This window comes from Ruegeria sp. AL1 (assembly GCF_056540905.1).
Map to the genome: position 1 here is coordinate 184,066 of NZ_JBQFXP010000010.1, position 22,052 is coordinate 206,117.

Sequence of the window (22,052 nt, forward strand, 5' to 3'; positions counted from 1 at the left end):
ACACCCTGCGACAGGGCATTACTGATACGACTTATATTATTTCTTATAATTAATTCGGTCAATCCCCTTGTCGTAATCCGGAGCAACGCACACCGTTTCGCGAATGTAACGAACATTTCTTATAGTTGACACATTCACGGAACTTCCCATACGGTTCCAGACAAACGAAAGGGAGGCGATTCATGGATGGAATACATGACATGGGCGGGACCGAAGGCTGGGGGCGTGTTGAGATCGACCCGGACGAGCCGGTTTTCAAGGAAGATTGGGAAGCGCGCGCCTTTGCCCTGAGCTTGGCCTCGATGGGGGTTTCGGGCACCAATCTGGACGCGTTCCGCCACGCGTTGGAAAGGCTGCACCCGGTCGATTACCTGTCCGAGGGCTATTATGGGCGCTGGATCAGCACGGCCGAGCTTTTGTGCGTTGACAGTGGCGTTCTGGCCCCCGGCGCCGTGGCCGCCCGCGCCCGCGTGATGCAGGGCGAGGACGTCCAGGAACCGGCGGATGTCGAAACCAACAAACCGCAATATGAACGCGGCGGTGCCGGGTCCCTGCGCCAGATCGACGACGAGCCCAAGTTTCAGGCGGGTCAGACTGTCCGCGCATCGTCCGTTCGGAAATCGGGCCATACCCGGTTGCCCGCCTATATCCGCGGCCATGTCGGAACCGTCATCGCACGGCGTCCTGCCGCCGTTCTGCCTGACAGCACCGCACATTTCGTCGGCGAAGACCCGCAGCATGTGTACACGGTCGAATTCGACTCGACCGAGCTGTGGGGCGAAAACGCCGAGAAATCCAAGGTCCGCATCGACCTGTTCGAAAGCTATATGGAGGCCGCATGACCGAACTTCCTCATCCCAAAGATTACCCCTCGCCGCAGCTGCGCGTCGAAGCGCTGGAAGCGTTGCTGGTCGAGCGTGGACTGGTCGATCCCAATGTACTGGACGGGTTCATCAATCGTTACGTCAACGACGTGGGGCCCATGAACGGGGCCAAGGTTGTGGCCAAGGCCTGGGTAGACGACGATTTCCGCCAGCGCCTGCTGGCCGATGGAACCGAAGCCTGCAAGGAAATGGGTTTTGGCGGACCTCAGGGTGAGCATATCGTGGTGGTCGAGAACACGCCCGAGATGCACAACATGGTCGTCTGCACCCTGTGCTCATGCTATCCGTGGCCGCTGTTGGGGCTGCCGCCGGATTGGTACAAGGATCCAGCTTATCGGTCCCGCTCGGTCCGCGAACCGCGCACGCTGCTGAAAGAGATGGGGTTGGACCTGCCCGAAGGTGTGGAGATCACGGTCTGGGATTCCAGCGCCGAGAACCGCTATTTCGTGTTGCCGATGCGCCCCGAAGGCACTGACGGGATGTCCGAGGACGATCTGGCCAAGCTGGTGACGCGCGATGCGATGGTTGGTGTGGCGCAGGTTGCGGCGGGCTGACCCATGAGCATGATGGACAATATGGGACCCGAGTCCCAGACACCTCTGCCCCGTTCGAACGGTGAACTGGTGTTTCAGGAACCCTGGGAAAGCCGTGCTTTTGGCATCGCTGCCGCGCTGGCGGATCAGGGCGTGTTCAACTGGACTGATTTTCAGCACGGTCTGATCGCCGCAATCGCGGAATACGAACAGGATTATGACAGTCTGAAAACGCCTTACCGCTATTACGAGCGGTGGTTCGCAACGCTTGAGGCGCTGGTGGTCGATAATGGCTTGCTGAGCAAGCAGGACATCGATGCGCTGACCCAGGATTTCTGCAAACGCCCCCATGGTCACGATCATCGCCACGACCACGATCATGATCACGGGCACACGCATTGAGCGGGCAGAAGACAGTTGAAAGCGTCTGGCGCGGAGACCTGTGCTGCGACGTCGATATGGGCGGTGGGTTCTCGGTCACGGTTGACGAACCCCCCTCGGTCGGCGGAACGGATCTTGGCCCTGAACCCACATCTGTTCTGCTGGCCTCGGTGGCCTCATGTTTCACGGTTGCTGTGGCCTATTGCGCGCGCAAACGCCAGATCGAACTGAGCGATCTGAGGGTTTCGGTCACCGGGACCTATGACGGACCCAAATACTCGGCGATCACCATCTCCAGTCAGTTGGGGTGTGATGCTGGTGAGGTGGACGCGATCATCAAGGCGGCGGAACGGGTGTGCTACGTCACCAACACGCTCAAGTCCGCGCCTGACATACTGATCAAGTCATCTGTAATCGCGCCTGACGCCGGATGAACGCTGGCGGTCTGCGCAAAGCCGCAAATGGGAATGACGCCTTTTCGAACCTCTTTGCATTCGGGTTCGATTGAAGCGTCAGTCCCGGGTCCGGGGCGTCCACCCGCCCGGACCCGGGGCTTTCCGGACCCCGCGGTCCGAAAACACGCAATAGAGTTTGACATGTTCATTATAGGTAATTAATCATTTCCTATATGTTACATTGCTCGCTGGAAGGGATGACTTCATGACCGCTTCGCCCGTCGTAAAACTGCCGGAAAGTGTTAGCATCGTGAATATCGGCCTGCCGATGTTCGAAACCTCGGCCCGGGATCAGGGTGCATCCGTGGTTGGGGTGGACTGGCGCATTCCCGGAGGCGGCGACCCCGAGGTCGTTGGCGCGCTGAGCCGTTTGCTGGGTCCCAAGGCCGCCATTGTGGACAAGGCCAATGCCGAAGTGATCCACCGCATCAACGAAGGCGTACCGATGCTGAAAGGCATCGACCGCGCCGGGGCCGTCATCCCCGACATGGGCGAGCGGTCGGTCTTGCATTGCGGCCCGGCGATTGCCTGGGCCGACATGCCCAACCCGCTGCAACGCTCGATCAAGGCCACCATTGTGGCCGAGGGTTGGGCAGTGGATGTCGCAGCGGCAGAACAGCTTGTCACCGCAGGCGAGGTTGAACTGAAGCCCGCCAACGAAAGCTCAACAGTTGTGCCCATGGCTACATCCATTGGCCCGTCGGCCCCGGTTTATGTGGTCGAGAATGAATTCGGAGGCACCACCACCTTTTCCAGCGTCAATCAGGGCTCGGGCAAAGTTGCGTGGTTTGGCGTCGACAATGACGAGGCCATCGAACGGTTGCGATTCCTGCGCGACGCGGTCGGGCCGGTTCTGGCCGGGGCATTGAAGGCCAAGGGCGAAATCGACATTCTGTCACTGGCCGCACAAGGCGTTCCGATGGGGGACGATGTGCATATGCGCGTTCAGGCCACCACCAACCTGTTCCTGCGCGATCTTCTGCCCCATCTGGTCGCCAGCGATCATGACCGCGCGGGCGAAGTGGCCACCTTCCTCAGCGCCAATCACCTGATGTTCCTGAACGTGGCGATGGCGGCGGCAAAATCGCTGGTAGATTCAGCAGCGGATGTGGAAAACGCCAGCATCGTCACCACCATGAGCCGCAACGGCGCCACCTATGGCGTCCGCCTGCCCGGCAAGACGGGAAACTGGTTCATCACCGACTCTCCGCCTATTCAGGATGCGCTGTACTATCCCGGTCAGGGACCCGAGACCAGCGCGCCGGATATCGGCGACAGCGCGGTTCTGGAACTGATCGGGCTGGGTGGTCCGGCGGCTGCGAACTCTCCGGCTGTGGCAGGCTTTCTGGGCGGACGCATGTCGGATGCCATTGCCGCAACCCAAAGCATGCAGCGCATTTGCGCCGGCGAAAGCACGCGCTTCCGCCTGCCCATTCTGGACAATGTTGGCACCCCGGTTGGCGTCGATGTGCGCAAGGTGGCCGAATTGTCGATCACGCCTGCAGTGAATACCGGGATCATCCATGTCTCGGACGGCAGCGGGCAGGTCGGGGCCGGGGTGGCCTGGGCCCCTCTCAAGTGTTTCGTGGACGCCCTGATTGACCTTGACCGCCGGATACCCTGAGATAGCGTCGATCTATCTGGCCGATAAATTGGGTGACGGGATACCTGTCGCCCAAACCGGTGCACGGATTGAAGCTGAAGTCATCTCGGAATTCTCAAGCGGGTTCTACCTGAGGGATGAACAAAGGCGGATTTTTGCAGTGGGCGGCCCTCAGATTCCGGCCGGACCCATTCATCTGGTCCTGAAGCACCAGCCGCCGCGGCCTTCGGTTGGAACCCGTGCAGGGATTTGTTCGCACCTCCTGGACATCGGGCCCATTGCCATCTCGCTCAGGTCCGCGACCCGGTACTGCCCCTATCGTCCGACGAACACCGATCTGATACGCATTACCCCTCAGTTGGCAAAGCTTTACCGTCTTGACGATGTTCTTGATGACATGGAGCCCATCCTGCCCTCACTGACCACGATCCTTGAGGCAGGTGAACTGGACAGCGCGCGATCTCTGCTTCAGGGTCGAGGGGGCGGGCTGACGCCAACCGGCGATGACGTGCTGGCCGGGGTCTTGTTGTATCACGCATGGGCCGGTACGACACCTGAGACGCTTCGAACCATTGCAATGAAGGCTCGGACGAACGATCTGAGCCGTGCTTTCCTGAAATGGGCGGCAGAGGGCCAGAGCATTCAACCCATACATGACCTTGTCCACGCAGGAATGAGACTGGCTTTGGAGCCCTGCCCGGATCGTTCGTCTGAAATACAGGTCAAATTTAAACGAGCCGCCAGCAGACTACGCGGGATCGGGCACAGTTCGGGCCTGGCTTTGCTGATGGGGCTTGGCCTGGCCGCCCGCTTAAGCTGAACGCACACTTTTTTTAACGGAGATATTCGGGAATAATGCGGCGCGAAACCAAATTGCTACATTACGGTCGGGGCCCTCTGCCCGGCCCGGCCAACCCGCCAATCGAACGGGCGTCGACCGTTCTGCATGACACGATGTCAACCTTTCGCGACGCAAAACTCAGACGTGAAACCGATGACCGAGTGGTCTCCTATGGACGGCGGGGCACATCGACCTCACATGCTTTGTCCGCCGCGCTATGTGATCTGGAACAGGGCGAGGCCTGTTTTCTTTACCCGTCAGGTGTTGCTGCAATGGCGACTGCGCTATCGGCCTTTGTAAGAACGGGCGATCACGTCCTCATGGTGGATGAGGCGTTTCACGCCACACAGTCATATTGCCGTGATTATCTGACTCAGATGCGGATCGATGTCAGCTACTTCCCTTGGGATACGACCGACCTGTCCCCTTTTATTCGGGACAATACGAAATTGGTTGTCGTGGAATCCCCCACATCCCAGACCTTCAAAGTGATGGACTTGCCCGCTGTATGCCAAAGCGCCCATGCTGCAGATCTGGTTGTTGTGGCCGATAACACCTATGGTTCTGGCTGGTTGTACCAGCCCTTGTTGCTGGGGTGTGACGTTTCGGTAATTTCGGGAACCAAATACCTGAGCGGCCACGCAGATACCATGATCGGAGCAGCCGTCGCACAGAGAGGGGCCGTTACCAATTTGCGCGCGCATACGCTGCGCACGGGTCAGATTGTTGGCCCGGATGATGCTTATGCGTGCCTCCGGGGGCTCCGTACTCTGGCAATCAGGTTGGACCGGCATGCTGAAAACAGCACTCTGGCCGCGCAATGGCTGCTCAAACGCCCCGAGGTACTGCGCGTCTGGCATCCCGGTCTGACGGGCCATCCGGGGCACGAGCACTGGGCGCGGGATGCCAGTGGCGTCAACGGGATGATCAGTTTCAGCCTGAAAGACGGGCTGGATCCCGACGCCTTTGTGGACCGTCTGGCGTTGTTTTCGGTTGGCGCATCCTGGGGCGGTTTTGAAAGTCTGGCGCTGGCGCTGAATCCCAAGGAAGGATTTTCGCCCGACACCTACCCGCAAATACGCCTGCATTGCGGGCTGGAACATATTGATGACCTGATTGACGATCTTGAAGCATCAATGATGCATGTCACGTCAGCATCCTGAGCCTTCATCCCGCCCGGTGTGACTTTCGAAACTGGTTAGGGCTTTCGCCGGTGCGTTGTTCAAATACCCGACTGAAAGCCGTCCGGCTGTTGAACCCCACCTGATGCGCGATGCGTTTGACGGGCATGTCGGTCGATGTCAGCAAATTCGCCGCATGCCGCAACCTGAGATCGCGCAGCAACTCGATCGGGCCGCTTCCATAAGCAGCCGTAAACCGCTGGGCGAACGCGGATCGGCTCATGCCCACACGCTCGGCCAGAGATTCGACGGTGTGTGGATCACCGGGTGAATCGAGCATGACCCGCAGCGCCTCCCACACCATCGGGTCGCGCAAGGCTGCCATCCAGCGCAGATCGCCCTCTTCCGAGTTCAGCCGCTTGCGCAACATTTCGATCATGCACTGGATCAGAACCGCGCGGATCATGGCCCTGCTGCCCGTTCCCGGATGGCTGAGCTCACCCAGAAGAACATCAATGGCCGAACGCAGCGCGCTATCTGGGCCAATCTTTTCAACAATCGGAGACCGGATCAGATCGATCACATCGATCGCCCCGCGCAACCCGACTTTGACCCGGGCGCAGATGGCGGTCATTTGGCCGCCCTCGATAGCGCTGTCCGAGACCGCCAGAATATGCCGCAATTTCAACTCGGCCGGATTGCAGTGCGGTTGCAGGCTGTCGGGCATCCCGGAGCTGCGCAAAGTGTGACTTTCCAATGCGGGTACCAGCACGAGAGTCCCCGGAGAAATGGGAATCTGTGGCCCCGACCGAAACGACACGGCCCCTTGACCGCTGAGAATATAGTGCAGTGTCGCGCTGACATCCTGCGCCATCGACACCTCGCAATTGCCCTTGATTTCACAAACGGCAAAAGGGTCAGTCGAAATATCGAGCTGATCGAAAACATATTCGTACTTCATGGGCTCTATCTACCCGGATTATGGACGTAATGATACGTCCATTGGTCAGAACGCCCGAAAATCGGACGAAATGATACATCCCGTATCTTATGTTGATGTCATCGCAACCCGATGAAGGAGACAGACAATGTGTGATTGTCACGATCATGATCCCAAGAAAAACCACATCTCGCGCCGCGCGGCGTTAAGGGGTGGTCTGGCCGCAACTGCCGCCACCGCTGCGGCGGCTGTGACTGCCGGATCTGCTCAGGCGCAAAACGCCAACCCCTATGCTGATCCAGCCGAACCCGCTCTGCCCCCTTCGGACATGAAGCTGGACCTCAGCCGTGCTGCGCTGGTCGTGACCGATCCGCAGATCGACTTTCTGCACCCCGAAGGCGTAACCTGGGGCGTCATCGGTGCCAGCGTCGAGGAACACAACACTGTCGAGAACATTGAAACCCTGTTCAAGAACGCCAAGGATGCCGAGATCACGGTCGCGGTCTCTCCGCATTACTACTACCCGACGGACCACGGCTGGAAATTCGAAGGCGCGCTGGAAAAGCTGATGCACAAGATCGGCATGTTTGACCGCAAAGGCCCGCTGATCATCGACGGGTTTGAGAACTCGGGCGCGGATTGGATGCCGCAATACAAGCAGTATATCGAGGATGGCAAAACCATCGTGACCTCTCCGCACAAAGTCTATGGCAACGACACCAATGACCTGTCATTGCAACTGCGCAAGGCAGGTGTTGATCAGGTTATTCTTGCCGGAATGTCGGCCAATCTGTGTACCGAAAGCCACCTGCGCGAGTTGCTGGAGGACGGGTTTGAAGTCGCCGTTGTCAAAGACGCGACCGCCGCAGCGATGCTGCCCGAAGGGGATGGGTATCTCGCAGCATTGACCAACTTCCGATACATGGCAAATGCGGTTTGGACAACGCAGGAAGCCGTCGAACAGATCAAAGCGGCATCCTAACAAAATGACCGGAGCAGCGTTCGATGATTCCAGGCACTGCTCCGGTCGACTGATGAAGGCAAACCATCTAATTGAGCTATGATATTTTCTCAGGCCATGCTGGCAGGTTATCGAACATGACCAAGTCGAAGCCGATGTGAACCCTCTTTGTCAACACGGCCTACTTGGCCTAAATTATGGGGAAACCAGCAGGTTAACCTCTTTGCAGCATAAGTTTGTCTTAAACCAAAATCCCGTGCCAACGGCCGCCCTGTTGTGATGACGCCAGTGTAGCGGCGATAAAGTGCATGCCTAGAAGTCCATCCGCGATGCCGGGTAGAAGGCTGCCTTCGTCTGCGCCGTTTCGGATCAGGTCGGCGGCCTCGGTGTAAAGCGTTGCGAAGCCTTCCAAATAGCCTTCGGGATGACCGCCCGGCACGCGGGTCACCGCGTTGGCTGCATCATTTGCACCGGCCCCGCCACGTGTCAGGGTCTGCGTGGGCTGCCCCAACCGGGTGAACTGCATGTGGTTTGGGTGTTCCTGCGCCCATTCCAGCCCGCCGGTTTCTCCATAGACCCGCAATCGCAGGCCGTTTTCGTTGCCCACGGCAACCTGACTGGCCCACAGCATCCCACGCGCACCACTGGCATAGCGCAGCAGGATATGGGCATTGTCGTCGACCAAACGGCCCGGCACCATACTGGACAGGTCCGCAGCCAGATGCGAGGGGACCTGACCCGTCACAAAATGCGCCAGATTGAAGGCATGGGTCCCGATATCGCCGATGGCGCCCGCCCCCGACCGGGCCGGATCGGTGCGCCAGTCGGCCTGTTTGTTGTCGGGCGCGGCGGGCTCGGCCAGCCAGTCCTGCGCGTATTCCACCTGCACCAGCCGCAGCTTGCCCAACTCGCCCGCCTGCACCATCTCACGTGCCTGCCGGATCATCGGATAGCCGGTGTAGTTATGCGTCAGGATGAAATGCGCCGATGAGGCCTCGGCCGCGGCCCTGATCCGCGCGGCATCCTCGGGTGTGGCGGCCAGCGGTTTGTCGCAAATGACGTGAATCCCCGCCTCAAGAAACGCGATGGCCGGGTCGGCATGCATGTGGTTCGGCGTCACGATGGCCACGGCGTCGATCCCGTCGTCACGGGCGGCCTCGGCCTGCGCCATCTGACGGAAATCGGAATAAGACCGTTCGATCCCCAGTTCCTGCGCCGAGGCTTCGGCCCGCTGCGGGTCAGATGACAGCGCCCCGGCCACCAGTTGCCATTGACCATCCAGCCGGGCGGCGATGCGATGCACCGCCCCGATGAACGCGCCCTGCCCGCCGCCGACCATGCCCAGTTTCAAAGGTGTCATCGGCCCAGCCCCAGCATGGATCGGATCATGGCCTGATCAACCTCGCCGCCTGCGAAATCGTCAAAGGCCTTGTCCGTCGTTTCAATGATATGGCGCGCGATGAAGGGCGCACCTTCAGCCGCCCCCTGTTCCGGCGATTTCAGGCAACATTCCCATTCCAGCACCGCCCAGCTGTCATAGCCATACTGCGTCAGCTTCGAGAAGATCGCGCCGAAATCCACCTGACCGTCGCCGAGGCTGCGGAAGCGCCCGGCCCGGTTGGTCCAGCCCTGATAACCGGAATAGACCCCCTGCCGCCCGGTCGGGTTGAACTCGGCATCCTTGACGTGGAAGGCGCAGATACGCTCGTGGTAGAGGTCGATGAATTCCAGATAATCCATCTGTTGGAGCAGGAAATGTGAGGGGTCGTAGTTGATCCGGCAGGCCTCATGCCCGTCCACGGCATCAAGGAACATTTCGAAGGTCGCGCCGTCGAACACATCCTCTCCGGGGTGGATTTCGAACCCGATCGCTACGCCTTGGTCGGCATAGGCATCAAAGATCGGACGCCAGCGGCGGGCGAGTTCGGCGAAAGCCTCCTCGATCAGGCCCTGCGGGCGCTGCGGCCACGGGTAGAGATAGGGAAAAGCCAGCGAGCCGGTAAAGCTGATCGTGGTATCCAGCCCCATGCGCCGCGCGGCGATGGCGGCTTTCTTGACCTGATCCACGGCCCAGTCCTGCCGCGCCTGCGGGTTGCCGTGCACTTTCTCGGGCGCGAAGGCATCAAAAGCCAGATCGTAAGCGGGATGAACAGCAACCAGCTGGCCCTGCAAATGGGTCGACAGCTCGCTGACTTCAACGCCCGCCTCGCGGCAGATGCCGGTGATCTCGTCGCAATAGGTCTGGCTGTCTGCGGCTTTGTCCAGATCGAACAGCCGCGCGTCAAACGTGGGGATCTGCACCGCCTTATACCCCAGACCCGCGGCCCATTCCGCAATCGAGCCCAGCGAATTGAACGGAGCCGCATCATCCGCAAACTGCGCCAAAAACAGCCCCGGCCCCTTGATCGCACCCGGCATATCAACCTCCTTCGTGAATGCAGGCCCTGAGGTGGGCCCGACGGATATAGACGACTATTTGCCAGTTCGACCCGACAAAAACCCAGCACTTGAAGTCATTCAGCTTAACTGCCTGGACGTCCTAACACTTGCTCAAATTACACGATCGTTTCCACCATCCAGCGGGATTTGCGCGCCGGTTGTACGACGAAAGTTCTCGCCGACAAGTGCGAGCGCTGCTTTGGCGACATGCTCTGACGTGATCTCGGATTTCATCAAGTTGCGTGTTTTGTATTCTTCAACTGTCAGGCCGTAGCGCCTAGCGGATCGCTCCAGCGCCTCGTCTGTCCAAAGGTCTGTGTCGAAAGCAGCATCAGGATGCAGGGCGTTGACAGTCACCCCGGCTTCGGCCAACTCCAGTGCCAGAACGCGCATCAGTTGGGTCAACCCGGCCTTGGCCACCGAATAAGCCGAGGCCCCCGCCCCCGGAGCCGGCACATTGCGCGACGCCATAAACAGGATCGACGGGTCAAAGCCCTGCCGCAGATAGGGCACGGCGGCGCGCGACAGGATCATGTGGGCGTCCAGATTGACGCGCATGGATTTGGCCCAGCTTTCGTCGTCCATATCCTCGACCTGCGCACCCGCGGTGAAAATACCCGCGTTCGACACCAGAATATCCAGCCCACCATAGGCTTGCACGACAGCGTCCAATTCAGCCTCGACCGCAGCTCGGTCAGTGGCGTCAACCACCGCTCCCGAAAGCCCGAAACCGGACAAGTTTTCGACGACCGCAGGGTTGATATCGAACCCGACCACCACGGCCCCCTGCGCGTGCAGCTTTTGCGCAATCGCCCGTCCGATGCCGGTGGCCGCCCCGGTCACCACCGCGATCTTGCCGGTCAATTCGGGGCCTTTGGGCTGTTTCTTCAGCTTGGCCTGTTCCAATTCCCAATATTCCAGCCCGCGCAGATCGTCCTCGCTCAACCCCTGCCAGCCGCCGGTTTCCTGCGCATAAAGCAGCGCCTTCGCCGTCGTGCGCGCCACATCGGCCGAGATATCGGCGCGTTTCAGGTTGGGGCCAAAGCTGCGGATACTGCCCGTGCGCGACACCGCCCAATGTGGGTTCAGGGGCAGTCGCTGCAAATTTTGATCGCCAGCGCGGTTGAAATAGGCCTGATAGTCGGCGGCAAACCGCGCCAGATCGGCGGTGGCATCCGGCCCGATCAGTGCGGGAAACGGTTTGTTGTGAATAACATGCTCGGGCGTGACGGTTCCGGTCTTGGTCAGTTCGGCCAGCCGCCCGGCAAAGCCCTCCGGTACACTGCACGAGGGACGCGACAGAACGGGGAACCCCGCCAGATCGCCCACCGCCCGACGCAACCCTGCCAAAGCCAGCGGATCTTCCGTCAGTGCGGGCGTAGGCGTCAACGCGCCGTAGTTTTCCTCAAGAAACTCCTGCGCGATGGCGATCAGTTCGATATGGCGGCCATAGCTGGCCTTGGCGTTGTCATCGAAGGTAAACAGCCCGTGGTTTTCCAGCACCAGCCCATCACAGCGGTCGAACCCGCCCTCGCGCGCAAAAGCCGCGATCTGCTTGGCCAGATCGAAACCGGGTTTGACATAGGGCAGCACCGCCACGCTGTCGCCGAAAATCTTGTGCCAGGTCTCGGGCGGCAGCATTGAATTTGAGATCGTCAGGATCGCATCCGCATGGGAATGATCGACAAATTTATGCGGGATCACCGCATGAACAATCGCTTCGATCGACGCGTTCGCCGCTTGCGGATCAAACTGAGCGCGCTTGACCTCGCGCACCATATCCGGGTCGGACAGGGCGGGCAGTTCGGACAGGGCCAGAAGCTTGTTCCGCTCTAGCCCGGTAAAGCCTTCGGTCCACATCTGCGCCAGATCGAACCCCGAGGCTTTCACGTAGATCGCTTCAATGCTGTGTCCGAAAATATCCGTCTGCGTGGTTTTGACCGAGGTATTGCCGCCCCCGTGAAGCACCAGTTCTGGGTCAACCCCAATCAGGCGCGAGCTATAGGCGCGCAGTTCAAGGTCCGAGGTCAGCGCTGCGGCCTCCGTGTCGTTCCAACGATTTTCCATCTGATTTTCCGAGCTTATTGCGCCTGCAGATAAAGGACGTACCCCCAGGCAGACAGGATTGCGAAACCGACCAGACACAAGAACACGATCAGGATCGTCAGTGCAGGCGAGCGAAGAGATTTCACGGGCTGACCCGCGTTGAGAAACGGCATCATGTTGAACAGGATCGCCGACAGAAAGGCGGTGACACATCCGATCTGGAACAGGATGTGCGACACAGGCTGAAACACCGCGATCAACGATCCGATGGACAGCGCAAGAATAAGGCCCCTGGCCCGCGTCGCGCCGGTTCTGCTAAGCGTTGCCATCACGCGGCCTCCTTGTCCGATTTGCGGGTGATGCGGATGCCGTCGGCCCCGAACAGGGTCAGATCGGCAGGGTCAATTTGCACGTCATGCTCCTGCCCCTCGGGGCGCCCCGGTCCGTGCGCCAACACCCGCAGGTTCTGACCGTTCCAATCGGAATGGACCAATGTTTCGGCCCCCATGTTTTCCGACAGGAACACCCGCGCGGCCCGCAGGGACATTCCATTTGCCCCGGCGCGGGCCGCAGCGCGGGGGCGAAAGCCCAGCGTCACGTCCGACCCCTCGGATGGCAGCGTCCTGAACGGGTCCGAGGCCAGCCGGATCGTATGACCCGACAGATCAAGCTCCAGCGCGGTGTCATTGGCTGCAACGCAGCGCCCCTTGAGCAGGTTCATCTGTGGCGTGCCGATGAAGCCCGCAACAAAGGTGTTTGCGGGCCGCTCAAACACATCCAGCGGGCGGCCCACCTGTTCGACCTTGCCATCGCGCATGACTGCAATCCGGTCGCCCATGGTCATCGCCTCAAGCTGGTCATGGGTCACGATCACGGTGGGGCGGTCCAGCGTCGCCAGAACCTTGCGGATTGATCCGCGCATCTCATCGCGCAGCTTGGCGTCCAGACGGCTGAGCGGTTCGTCGAACAAAAACGCATTGGGCGCGCGGATCACGCAGCGGCCTACGGCGACGCGCTGCTTTTCCCCCTCGGACAGCTGATGCGGATAGCGATCCAGCACCTCGGCTAATTGCAGGATATCGGCAATGCGGGCCAGTCGGTCGTCGGTTTCCGCAGCGCTCGCGCCCTCGGCCTGCAGCGGATAGACAAGGTTCTGGCCAACGGTCAGGTCGGGATAGAGCGCATAGAACTGGAACGCCATCGCCACATCCCGATCCCGCGCGGGCAAATGGGTCACGTCCCGCGCACCAAACTGCACTGTGCCCTGGGTCGCGGATTCTAACCCCGCAATCATCCGCAAGGTGGTGGTCTTGCCACAGCCGGACGGGCCCAGCAGGCACAGAACCTCGTCCGGTTGGACGGTCAGGTCCACATCCTGAACGGCGGCGAAATCGCCGAAATATTTGGTCAGGCCAGTGAGTTTCAACACGTTCATTGCGGCCTCCTTTACTTGCGGACAGTGCCAAAGGTGACACCGCGCAGCAGTTGGTTTTGCAGCGCAAAGGTCACGATGAAGACGGGGATCAGGAACAGCGACACCATGGCCGACAGCTTGCCCCAATCCACACCGATCTCGCCGCCGATAGTGCTGGCAATGGCGACCGGCACGGTGCGGGTTTCAGGGCCGGTCAGCAGCAGGGCAAAGATAAATTCATTCCATGTCAGGATCAGCGCAAACACCGCCGTCGCCGCCAGCCCCGCCTTGACCTGCGGCAGCGCGATACGACCAAAGACGGACCAGTCGCCCGAGCCATCCATGCGGGCGCTATCCTCGACCTCAGAGTTGAGATCATCAAAGAAACTTTTCATCATCCAGATCGAAAACGGCAGGTTGAACCCGGTATAAAGCAGGATAATCCCGATATAGGACCCCGACAGCCCGGTCAGACGGAACACCAGAAAGATCGGGATGATTACCACAATCGGCGGCAACATCCGGGTCGACAGGATCACGAACAGATAGGTGTCATTACCCTTGAGCGGATAGCGCGAGAAGGCGTAAGCGGCGAGCGTCCCAATGATCAGCGCCAGCAGCACCGATGAGCCCGCGATAAAGGCCGAGTTCGCGAAATAGAGCCAGACGCCCGACCCCGTCACCTCTCCGGTAGCTGACGTCTGGAAAAAGACGGCGCGGAAATTTTCCAGCGTCGGGGAAAAAAACAGCTTGGGCGGGATCGCCAATGCGTCAGCGCGGGTTTTGAAAGCTGTCAGGATGATCCAGAAGACCGGGGCAAAGTAGACGATGCCCACCAGCCAAGCGCATGCGGTGCGGACCGGGCCTGCCTGATCATGGGTGCGAAACGACGATGCCATATCACGCGCCCTCCGTTTCGTTGCGTTGTTTCACCACGTAGAGATAGATCGAGGTCAGCACGATCACGACGAACAGGATCATATAGGCCAGCGCCGAAGCCTCGCTGGTTCGGAAGAACTGGAAGCCCAGCCGATAGGCATAGATGGCGATGGTTTCCGTGGTTGACCCCGGCCCGCCTTCGGTGATCAGGAAGACCAGATCGAAGGTCTTGAATGTCTCGATCGTGCGGAACAGCAGCGCCAGCAGCAGCAGGCTTTTCACATAGGGAAAGGTGATCGTGCGGAACCGTTTCCAGCTTGAGGCACGGTCAATCTCGGCGGCCTCGTACAGGTATCCCGGAACCGAGACCAGTCCGGCCAGCACCAGCAGCATCACAAAGGGCGACCACATCCAGGCATCGGCGATAACGATACCCGCAATGGCCCCGGCCGGGGTGGCCAGCAGCGCAAAGCTTTCGCCCGTAAACAGGCTGATGAACCACGACAACATGCCCAGTGTAGGGTCGTAGAACAGTTTGAAGAAAATCGCGACCGACACGAACGACAGCATCATCGGCGTCAGCACGAACATCAGCGCCAGCCGTCGCATCGGGAACTTCTTGGCAAACAGCAACGCCAGCCCGAACCCGACCAGCAATTGCAGCGCGACCGAAGAACTGACAATCAGACCGGTAGTCACGAATCTCTCCCACACACGATCATCGCCCAGCAGGTCGGTGTAATTCTCAAGCCCCTGAAACTTGGGCGGTTTTTGCCGGTTGGCACGGTAGTTGAAAAAGCTCAACCCGAAGGACCACAACAGCGGCAGGATGTTGATCAGAAACAGGGTGGCCAGAGCGGGCGTCACCAGTAGTGCCCCGCGCCGCTCTGGCGCGTTGATCCATTGGAGAAAGCCGCGCGTTTCCGCCTTTTGATCAAAAGCGGGCGGCAGTTTGGGAGGTCGTACAGCCTGATTCACAGCTTTCTCCATCGGTTTACTGCAGGCGATCCGCGTCGCGCAGCAGCTCGTCCTGGAATTCGGCCACAGCATCCAGCGCCTCGCGGGCCGAGACCTGACCGGTGATCGCACGGTCGAATTCCTCCTGCTGCTGGGTCAGCATCTCGAACATCTCGGGCACGTGCCACAGGTCCTTCTGCCAGGGCAGAGACTTGCGATAGGTCGCATTCCAAGGCGCCCAGCTGTCATAATCGGGGTTTTCCAGAACCGAGGTCAGGCCCGATTGCCCACCCGCTTTGACAGCGGCGACCTGCGTGTCCTCAGAGAGCCACCATTTGACCAGATCCAGCGCCTCGGCGACGACCAGATCATCGTTCCATGTGGTCAGAACAAAAGGCTGGCCGCCCAGATTGGCGCTGCGGTCCAGCGCGCCATTCAGCATGTTTCCGGGCATCATGCCAAAGCTGGTGACATCGGCGACCTGACTGGTGGCCGGATCAACCACTGGTGCTGCCAGTGCGGCCCAGTCGATGATGGCGGCAATCTTGCCCTGCATATACAGGTCCTGGATCTCGAAAATGCCCATCTGACCGGTCTTGGCGATCGGCGGCGCATAGTTCAGCAGTTCCAGATAGCGTTCGAACCCGGCGACGTTTTCGTCGGAATTCACCACGCCCAGAACCGGCGCGTTGGGCTCATTGGCCTCATCCCAGATTCCGCCGCCCCACTGCCAGAAAAACGCGTTGATCTGCATGGTCGAGAAATCAAGCGGTTTGCCCGCCTGATAGGCGATGCCATAGAAATCGCTGTCAAGCGTTTTACCTGCCAGCGTTTCCCCGGCCTTGCGGGTGAAGAACGCACCATAGTTGCCCCAGTCATCCCAGGTCACGCTGTCCCAGGCTTCGGGGGCGCAAGGCAGTTCTGATCCGTATTTCTCCTGAAACGCCGCGTTCTCGCCCTCGTCGCAGAACAGGTCGTTGCGATAATAGGTGAAGTAGTTGTCGGGGAATTGTGGAAAGCCGTAATAGTTGACGTCCGGCGAGTAGTTACCCATCTCGGCGATCTTGTCTGCGGGCACGTTGGGATAGGTCGAATAGCCCGAGACCAGCGCCGGATGCAGGTCCTTGATGATGGCCTGAAGTTCCGGGTCTTCGGCGATATAGTCATTCAGCTTCATGAAATGACCGGCCTCGATAAAGGTGCCCAGCCATTGGCTGTCGGACACCAGCATCTGATATTTCTGCTCACCCGAGTTCAGCGAGGCATTCACCCGGTCAAAGAAATTCGGCCACGGGATAAAGTCGATCTCAAGCTTGACGTTGTTGCCCGACGGGGCGGTGTAGGTTTCATTGGCATAATCCTGCATGAAGCGCGTGGGCCCCCAATCGGGTGCCGCCATGCGGATGGTGATGTCTTCTGCGGCGACGGCCGATCCGGCCAGTATCGTCGCCGATAGAAGCGCCCCCGTTTTGCTGAATCTGGTCATTCTCTCCTCCGTTGGTTGTTCCGTTCTTGTCGTCAGACCTGCACGCCCTCCGCTGCGGGCAGGTACATGGCGTGATTGATCTTGAGCGGTAGTTGATCGCCGATCCGAACCCGCGCCGCGTCTGCCCCGTAAAGAACAGTGCGCAGTTGCGCGTCACCGGCCTGAACCGTGACGACGCTGACATCGCCCAGGGCTTCGGTCAGCACGACCGCGCCTTGGAAATCGGCCTCGTCCGGGGCAACGGTCAGATCATGCGGGCGAATGGCGCAGACCGTGCCGTCAGGCGCCGCGATCGAAAGCTGCGCAAAGCCCAGCCACGTGCCCGCGTTCGAGCGTGCACGGATGGGCACAATATTGACCGGCGGTGAGCCGACCAGCTGCGCCACCCGCGCATCCGGCGGCGCGTGATACAGGTCCTGCGGCGTGCCGGTTGCGATGATCCGCCCTTCGTCGATCACCGCGATCTGATCGGCCATCGTCGTGGCCTCTAGCTGATCGGGAGTGGCATACAGCATCGTGATCCCCAACTCGCGATGCAGGCGCTTGAATTCGACCCGCATGGCGTCGCGCAGCTTGGCATCCAGATTGGTAAGCGGTTCATCCAGCAGCAGAACCTGCGGCTCGCGGATCAGGGCGCGACCAATGGCGACGCGCTGTTGTTCTCCGCCCGAAAGCTGATCGGTGCGGTTGCCCAGCCGGTGCTGGATGTTCAGCGTCTCGGCCACGCGCCCAATCTTTTTGTCGATCTCTTGTGATGGCAGCCCGCTGCGACGCAGGGGATAGGCCAGATTCTCGCGCACATTCAGATGCGGATAGAGCGCAAAGCTTTGAAAGATCATCGCCAGCCCGCGGCCCTGAATGGGCGCATCATTGGCGCGCTGGCCAAACAGGGTCACGGTCCCCTCATCGGGGGTTTCCAACCCGCAAATCACCCGCAACGCCGTGGTTTTGCCGGCCGAGGACGGCCCCAGCAGTGCATAGAATGCGCCCTCGGGCACATTCAGATGCACGCCTTTCAGCGCATGCAGCCCGCCATAGCGTTTGTGGATATTGCTCAGCGACAGAGTCATTTGCCCGCCGCCTCGATATTGGCGATCAGCGTGTCGACAGCCCGTTCGATAAAGACGGCGTCTTCGGCGGCGGCATCGACCTCGATCACCGGTCCAATGCCGGACAGGGCGTCATGGGCCGCCGCAAACAGGGCCTTGTCGGCCTCTTTGTCGCACAGCGGCCCGCCCTCGACCGAATAGGCACTGCCCCCCTTCATCGGCAGCAGAAAGCTGGTGTGCTTTGCATTTGCTGCCCGGCGGCCAAGCTCGGTCATCATTTGCTGGCCTTCCTCAGCGGTGGTGCGGGGCACGAAGATCACCGGGTTGTGGAAGGCATAGGGCCGGTCGGCATATTGATCCGGCACGGTGTTGGGTTCATCCAGCAGGATACCCAGATGGTCGATCCCGCCCGGCACGATCACCTGCGGCAGGCCCAGTTCCGCCGCAACAGTCAGGCGCGTGTCATCACAGGCGCGGATGCCACCGAACATCTGATCTGCCAGCTCACCCAGCCCATAGTCGAATACGGCCGAGATTACGCCCTCGCGCATCATGGCTTCCATCGCCGCCCCGCCCGAGCCGACCGCGTGGAACACGATCACCTCATACCCCCGATCGTTCAGCAGCTCGATGGCGCGCATGGTGCCTTGCGTCAGCACACCCAGATTGGTCATGCCGATCACCGTACGGTCGGATTGAAAATTCAGATCGGCCCCCGCCTTGGCCATCCCGGCGATGGCGCCCGCGGCATTGGTCAGCATGGCGCGGGAAAACGGGTTGAGCCCCAGAATATCGCTGACCGAGAACATCATGGTCACGTCGCGAATGCCCACGTAACCGGACGTATCGCCCGACGCCATGGTCGAGAACATCACCTTGGGCACCCCATAGGGCAGCGACTGCATCACGGTTGCAATGGCAGCGGTCCCCTGCGTGCCGCCCAGCCCGATCACACCCTGCAACTGACCCTGTGCCAGACGGTCCAGCAACAGCTTGGTCATGCCTGCGGACATGGTGGCGCTGGCCTCTTCGCGTTTGCCATCCTGCCGCAGGGTGGCCAGATCCGAGCCACCAGCCTGCGCGATCTGATTGGCGCTGATATCGACCGCGATCTGCGGGTCACCCATCACGCCGAAATCGAACACAAGGGCCGTGACGCCCTGTGCGGTGATCTGGTCGCGCAGAAAGGCAATCTCGTGTCCTTTGGTGTCGGCTGTGGCCAGAATGGCAACGCTGGGGGTCATGTCACACCTGTCGATTACTGAAATGAAAGCTTGCGAAAATCCGAGGCCGCCTGCGTCACCGCACGCTCAATCGGCAACCGCTCGGTCGAGGACCCGGTCCAGAAGCCGTGGCCGGACGTGTTGTTCAGCATGAACTGTGCGTCTTCGGGGGTTTCCATCGCGGCCCCGTGGCCGACCAGAATGGTGTCGGGTGCGATCTCAAGCGCACGCTGGTACACGGCCTCGGTATCGCGCGCGGTGTCGGCGATGGTCGAGCCATTGTCATACCCGGTGCGCCCGCCCTTGGTTGTACCCGCGTGATAGCAAAAGATATGCGGCTGCGCCTCGGCCACGATCCGCTCGGAGTCTTCGGGCGTGAAGGCCAGACCGACCGCGACCATGCCCATCTCTTTGGCCAGCCGCAGCATCTCGATCTCATTGTCCAGAGTGACACCCGCACTGGTCAGGACCTTCTTGATCTCGCTGCCTTCATCCACATACGACACCGACGGCCCGATATTCGAAACCGCGTTGGCACCCATGCGCTGGCAATCCTCAAGTACCATGCGCATGTCGCGCAGGGGGTCGTTGGCGTTGAGGCAGGCGCAGATCATCGCCTTGCCGGATAGCGCAGGCATGATGTCTTCGCGGGTGTAGTTCAACGTCTGCGCGTTGCTGTCCAGAATGGGCCACATCATCGACATCGTACCCATCCCGTTGGCCCGCAGCCGCGCGCCCGAGAAGGTGTTGATGATATCGACCCCCTGCTCTTCCAGCAGCTTGGCGACCAGCCCGCTACCGGCACTGGCGATCATGATCGGATCGCGGTTTTGCACCTTCTGACGCATCCGGGTCAGAAAATCCTGGGGATCAACTCGCTTTGTAATCATCTTGTTCTCCGTCAGACAGGGTCACCACATCCGCGATCAGTTGCTTCAGGGCACGCGCATGTGCCTCTGGCTCCAGATACCGGGGGGGCAGAATTTCAAGGCGCGCATTCGGCAGCGCATTGGCCGTCTGATGCGCTAGCTCAACCGGGTGCAGCGCATCGGCGTTCGTACCGACAACACAGACCGGGCAGCGGATCTCGCGCAGCTCTGCCAGACGGCGGAATGGGGCGTCTGCAACCATCGCAGCCAGAACCGGCGCGTGCCGTTTCGCATTTGGGCGCGTGATGGCCGACAACACCGACTGCGCGGCTTGCGGCACATCCTGCATCATGTCGCAATAATTGGTGTCGGCCTCGATCTTTGCCTGCACCGCTGCACTGTCGAAATCGCGGAACAGCTCGCCGATCTGTCCGATCAGTCCCAGATTCTCGGGGCAGCTCTCGGTCAGCCATGCGGGCCGAACAGCCATCACATAGCGGCATAGGTCTGGGCGCTGCGCGGCGACCATCAAGGAAAGGGCAGACCCCATGGAAATCCCGCAGAACACTGCATTCCGGATACCAAGTTCGTCGCAGAACCCGATCAGAAGATCGCGGAACGCGGAAAACCCAATGTCGTCGGATTGCGGATCGCAGAAATTGCCGTCGTGCCCCGGCAAGTTAACACAAATCAGCCTTACCCCTGAAGAGGCGAGATCAACAAACCCGTCAAACTGCTGTGCCGAGGCCCCAAGCCCATGCACCAGAACCACAGTCACCCGAGATCTATCCGAGCCATAGGACTCGAATTCTATCTTGTTGATTAAAGACAATATTCTTATTCATTCAGGCCAACAACCTGAATGCCTCCTCCCATGTTTTGTGGCCGTTCAGACCATCAACTGGGAAAAGTCTTTCACGTTCAGCGCTCGATATCTTGCACGAACTTCGTCGTATTTTTGAACTATTCGATCATTTTGACTTAGGTACTGCGCCATCTCAGCCGGTATTTCTTGGGGGATTGCCCAAAGAACCGGGCAAACTGGCGGGTGAAATAGCTTTGATCCGAGAACCCGCACCGCAGCGAAATGACCGAGAACGGTTCGGCGCTGTTGGCAATCATGCGCGACGCAGCCAGCAGGCGGGTGCGCAATATGAACTCTTGCGCCGAGATACCAAAGGCCGATTTGAACCGGCGACGAAAGTGGCTTTCCGACATCCTCGCCATCGCGGCCAGATCCGGGACCCGGACGGGTTGGGCGATATTGTTCTCGATATGGGCGACGACCTCGCGAAACCGCTCCAGCGGACCGGGCAGCGCACCGCTTTCCGGCAAGATACGCGTCACGCCAGCCAGACCCAGCGCCGCACCGGACATGTTCAGAATGGGCAGCTTGTTCGTCACCACCCAGATGAGTTGCCCACGCTCATCGGCGATCAGTTCGAACTTGTTGATGATCCGGACCTTATTCCGAATGACATTCAAATCATCCTGTTTGATGGCCTCTGCGATCAAAGGCGGAAAAAAGCTTTCCTCCCGCGCGCCGAAGATTTCATGCCGTTTGGTCAGAGACAACAGGCGCAGACTGGCAATGTTGCAGGTGACCCACCGGCCGGTCGTGCCTTTGATGTAGAAATAGATGTCGGGGATCAGGTCGAACAGCAATTCGAATTGCCGCACGTCCGACCGGGTCAGCGGGCCCTCGACCGGCAGGATGAACTGTTGCGCCAGAAGCTCTGGGTCAATCGGGGCCGGATGGATATCTGAATCGCGCACGATGGGCCTGTGGTCTGCCTGAGGTGCCGGCACTATAGCGACCTTTTCCGGAACGGCATCCGGTTTGTCCGGATCTCAGCGCTAGGAACACGGGGTCAGCCCGTCAGGCACGGTCATCAGACGTTTCGGATTCCCTCTCGGGAAACACGTGCCGGATAGGGCCTTGTCCAGTTCCGCTGACCATAGCTGTGCTCG

The 22,052-nt window shown here is 60.0% G+C and carries 22 protein-coding genes; 8 read left to right on the plus strand and 14 right to left on the minus strand.

Annotated elements, in window-relative coordinates; translation table 11 throughout:
* Positions 1 to 182 precede the first annotated feature (182 nt).
* The 7 genes from nthB to metC all read left to right on the plus strand — a co-directional run bounded on the left by nthB (position 183) and on the right by metC (position 5,860).
* The gene (gene nthB, locus ACRZ9X_RS16800) at positions 183 to 842 is read left to right on the plus strand and encodes a nitrile hydratase subunit beta (RefSeq protein ID WP_480520923.1); all 660 of its coding nucleotides are present in this window, start codon (positions 183 to 185) and stop codon (positions 840 to 842) included.
* Entirely contained in the window at positions 839 to 1,438 is a 600-nt protein-coding gene (gene nthA / locus ACRZ9X_RS16805; protein WP_480520925.1) for a nitrile hydratase subunit alpha, read from the plus strand. Before nthB ends, nthA begins: the two co-directional genes overlap by 4 nt.
* Positions 1,439 to 1,441: 3 nt before the next feature.
* Positions 1,442 to 1,819: a nitrile hydratase accessory protein gene (locus ACRZ9X_RS16810; RefSeq protein ID WP_480520927.1), complete on the plus strand. Its 378-nt coding sequence runs from the start codon at positions 1,442 to 1,444 to the stop codon at positions 1,817 to 1,819.
* Positions 1,816 to 2,232 carry an OsmC family protein gene (locus ACRZ9X_RS16815; RefSeq protein WP_480520929.1) on the plus strand — a complete coding sequence of 139 codons (417 nt, stop codon included), beginning with the start codon at positions 1,816 to 1,818 and terminating at the stop codon, positions 2,230 to 2,232. The genes ACRZ9X_RS16810 and ACRZ9X_RS16815 overlap by 4 nt, the downstream gene beginning before the upstream one ends.
* A gap of 226 nt (positions 2,233 to 2,458) precedes the next feature.
* Positions 2,459 to 3,877 carry a YlbE family protein gene (locus ACRZ9X_RS16820; protein WP_480520931.1) on the plus strand — a complete coding sequence of 473 codons (1,419 nt, stop codon included), beginning with the start codon at positions 2,459 to 2,461 and terminating at the stop codon, positions 3,875 to 3,877.
* Positions 3,852 to 4,676 (plus strand): oxamate carbamoyltransferase subunit AllH family protein, encoded by an 825-nt coding sequence (locus ACRZ9X_RS16825; RefSeq protein ID WP_480520933.1) that lies wholly within the window; start codon positions 3,852 to 3,854, stop codon positions 4,674 to 4,676. The genes ACRZ9X_RS16820 and ACRZ9X_RS16825 overlap by 26 nt, the downstream gene beginning before the upstream one ends.
* A gap of 35 nt (positions 4,677 to 4,711) precedes the next feature.
* The gene (metC, locus tag ACRZ9X_RS16830; protein ID WP_480520935.1) at positions 4,712 to 5,860 is read left to right on the plus strand and encodes a cystathionine beta-lyase; all 1,149 of its coding nucleotides are present in this window, start codon (positions 4,712 to 4,714) and stop codon (positions 5,858 to 5,860) included.
* Between the two features lie 4 nt (positions 5,861 to 5,864).
* Here metC and ACRZ9X_RS16835 read toward each other — a convergent pair whose 3' ends face one another.
* A complete protein-coding gene (locus ACRZ9X_RS16835; protein WP_480520937.1) occupies positions 5,865 to 6,779 on the minus strand; it encodes a helix-turn-helix domain-containing protein in 915 nt (304 codons plus the stop codon).
* Positions 6,780 to 6,906: 127 nt separating this feature from the next.
* On the opposite strand from ACRZ9X_RS16835, the gene ACRZ9X_RS16840 reads away from it, so the two are divergent.
* A complete protein-coding gene (locus ACRZ9X_RS16840; RefSeq protein WP_480520939.1) occupies positions 6,907 to 7,740 on the plus strand; it encodes a cysteine hydrolase family protein in 834 nt (277 codons plus the stop codon).
* Between the two features lie 220 nt (positions 7,741 to 7,960).
* Here the strand turns inward: ACRZ9X_RS16840 and ACRZ9X_RS16845 are convergent, their stop codons facing one another.
* The 13 genes from ACRZ9X_RS16845 to ACRZ9X_RS16905 all read right to left on the minus strand — a co-directional run bounded on the left by ACRZ9X_RS16845 (position 7,961) and on the right by ACRZ9X_RS16905 (position 21,857).
* Positions 7,961 to 9,079, minus strand: a complete 1,119-nt coding sequence (locus ACRZ9X_RS16845; RefSeq protein ID WP_480520941.1) for a Gfo/Idh/MocA family protein — start codon at positions 9,077 to 9,079, stop codon at positions 7,961 to 7,963.
* Positions 9,076 to 10,137 carry a sugar phosphate isomerase/epimerase family protein gene (locus ACRZ9X_RS16850; protein ID WP_480520810.1) on the minus strand — a complete coding sequence of 354 codons (1,062 nt, stop codon included), beginning with the start codon at positions 10,135 to 10,137 and terminating at the stop codon, positions 9,076 to 9,078. Before ACRZ9X_RS16850 ends, ACRZ9X_RS16845 begins: the two co-directional genes overlap by 4 nt.
* A 132-nt stretch (positions 10,138 to 10,269) precedes the next feature.
* Positions 10,270 to 12,225 carry an SDR family oxidoreductase gene (locus ACRZ9X_RS16855; protein WP_480520943.1) on the minus strand — a complete coding sequence of 652 codons (1,956 nt, stop codon included), beginning with the start codon at positions 12,223 to 12,225 and terminating at the stop codon, positions 10,270 to 10,272.
* Between the two features lie 14 nt (positions 12,226 to 12,239).
* Positions 12,240 to 12,533, minus strand: a complete 294-nt coding sequence (locus ACRZ9X_RS16860) for a hypothetical protein (protein ID WP_480520945.1) — start codon at positions 12,531 to 12,533, stop codon at positions 12,240 to 12,242.
* On the minus strand, positions 12,533 to 13,639 hold the full coding sequence (locus ACRZ9X_RS16865) for an ABC transporter ATP-binding protein (RefSeq protein WP_480520947.1): 1,107 nt from the start codon (positions 13,637 to 13,639) through the stop codon (positions 12,533 to 12,535). Before ACRZ9X_RS16865 ends, ACRZ9X_RS16860 begins: the two co-directional genes overlap by 1 nt.
* Before the next feature lie 11 nt (positions 13,640 to 13,650).
* Positions 13,651 to 14,517 (minus strand): carbohydrate ABC transporter permease, encoded by an 867-nt coding sequence (locus tag ACRZ9X_RS16870; RefSeq protein ID WP_480520949.1) that lies wholly within the window; start codon positions 14,515 to 14,517, stop codon positions 13,651 to 13,653.
* 1 nt (position 14,518) lies between these two features.
* Positions 14,519 to 15,475, minus strand: a complete 957-nt coding sequence (locus tag ACRZ9X_RS16875; RefSeq protein WP_480520950.1) for a carbohydrate ABC transporter permease — start codon at positions 15,473 to 15,475, stop codon at positions 14,519 to 14,521.
* 16 nt (positions 15,476 to 15,491) lie between these two features.
* Positions 15,492 to 16,940: an ABC transporter substrate-binding protein gene (locus tag ACRZ9X_RS16880; RefSeq protein WP_480520952.1), complete on the minus strand. Its 1,449-nt coding sequence runs from the start codon at positions 16,938 to 16,940 to the stop codon at positions 15,492 to 15,494.
* 32 nt (positions 16,941 to 16,972) lie between these two features.
* The gene (locus ACRZ9X_RS16885; RefSeq protein ID WP_480520954.1) at positions 16,973 to 18,010 is read right to left on the minus strand and encodes an ABC transporter ATP-binding protein; all 1,038 of its coding nucleotides are present in this window, start codon (positions 18,008 to 18,010) and stop codon (positions 16,973 to 16,975) included.
* On the minus strand, positions 18,007 to 19,233 hold the full coding sequence (locus ACRZ9X_RS16890) for a Tm-1-like ATP-binding domain-containing protein (protein WP_480520956.1): 1,227 nt from the start codon (positions 19,231 to 19,233) through the stop codon (positions 18,007 to 18,009). Before ACRZ9X_RS16890 ends, ACRZ9X_RS16885 begins: the two co-directional genes overlap by 4 nt.
* 14 nt (positions 19,234 to 19,247) lie before the next feature.
* Complete coding sequence (locus ACRZ9X_RS16895; RefSeq protein ID WP_480520958.1) at positions 19,248 to 20,102, minus strand: phosphoenolpyruvate hydrolase family protein; 855 nt, start codon at positions 20,100 to 20,102, stop codon at positions 19,248 to 19,250.
* Positions 20,083 to 20,859 carry an alpha/beta fold hydrolase gene (locus ACRZ9X_RS16900; protein WP_480520960.1) on the minus strand — a complete coding sequence of 259 codons (777 nt, stop codon included), beginning with the start codon at positions 20,857 to 20,859 and terminating at the stop codon, positions 20,083 to 20,085. Before ACRZ9X_RS16900 ends, ACRZ9X_RS16895 begins: the two co-directional genes overlap by 20 nt.
* Before the next feature lie 203 nt (positions 20,860 to 21,062).
* Complete coding sequence (locus ACRZ9X_RS16905) at positions 21,063 to 21,857, minus strand: helix-turn-helix domain-containing protein (RefSeq protein WP_480520962.1); 795 nt, start codon at positions 21,855 to 21,857, stop codon at positions 21,063 to 21,065.
* Positions 21,858 to 22,052 lie beyond the last annotated feature (195 nt).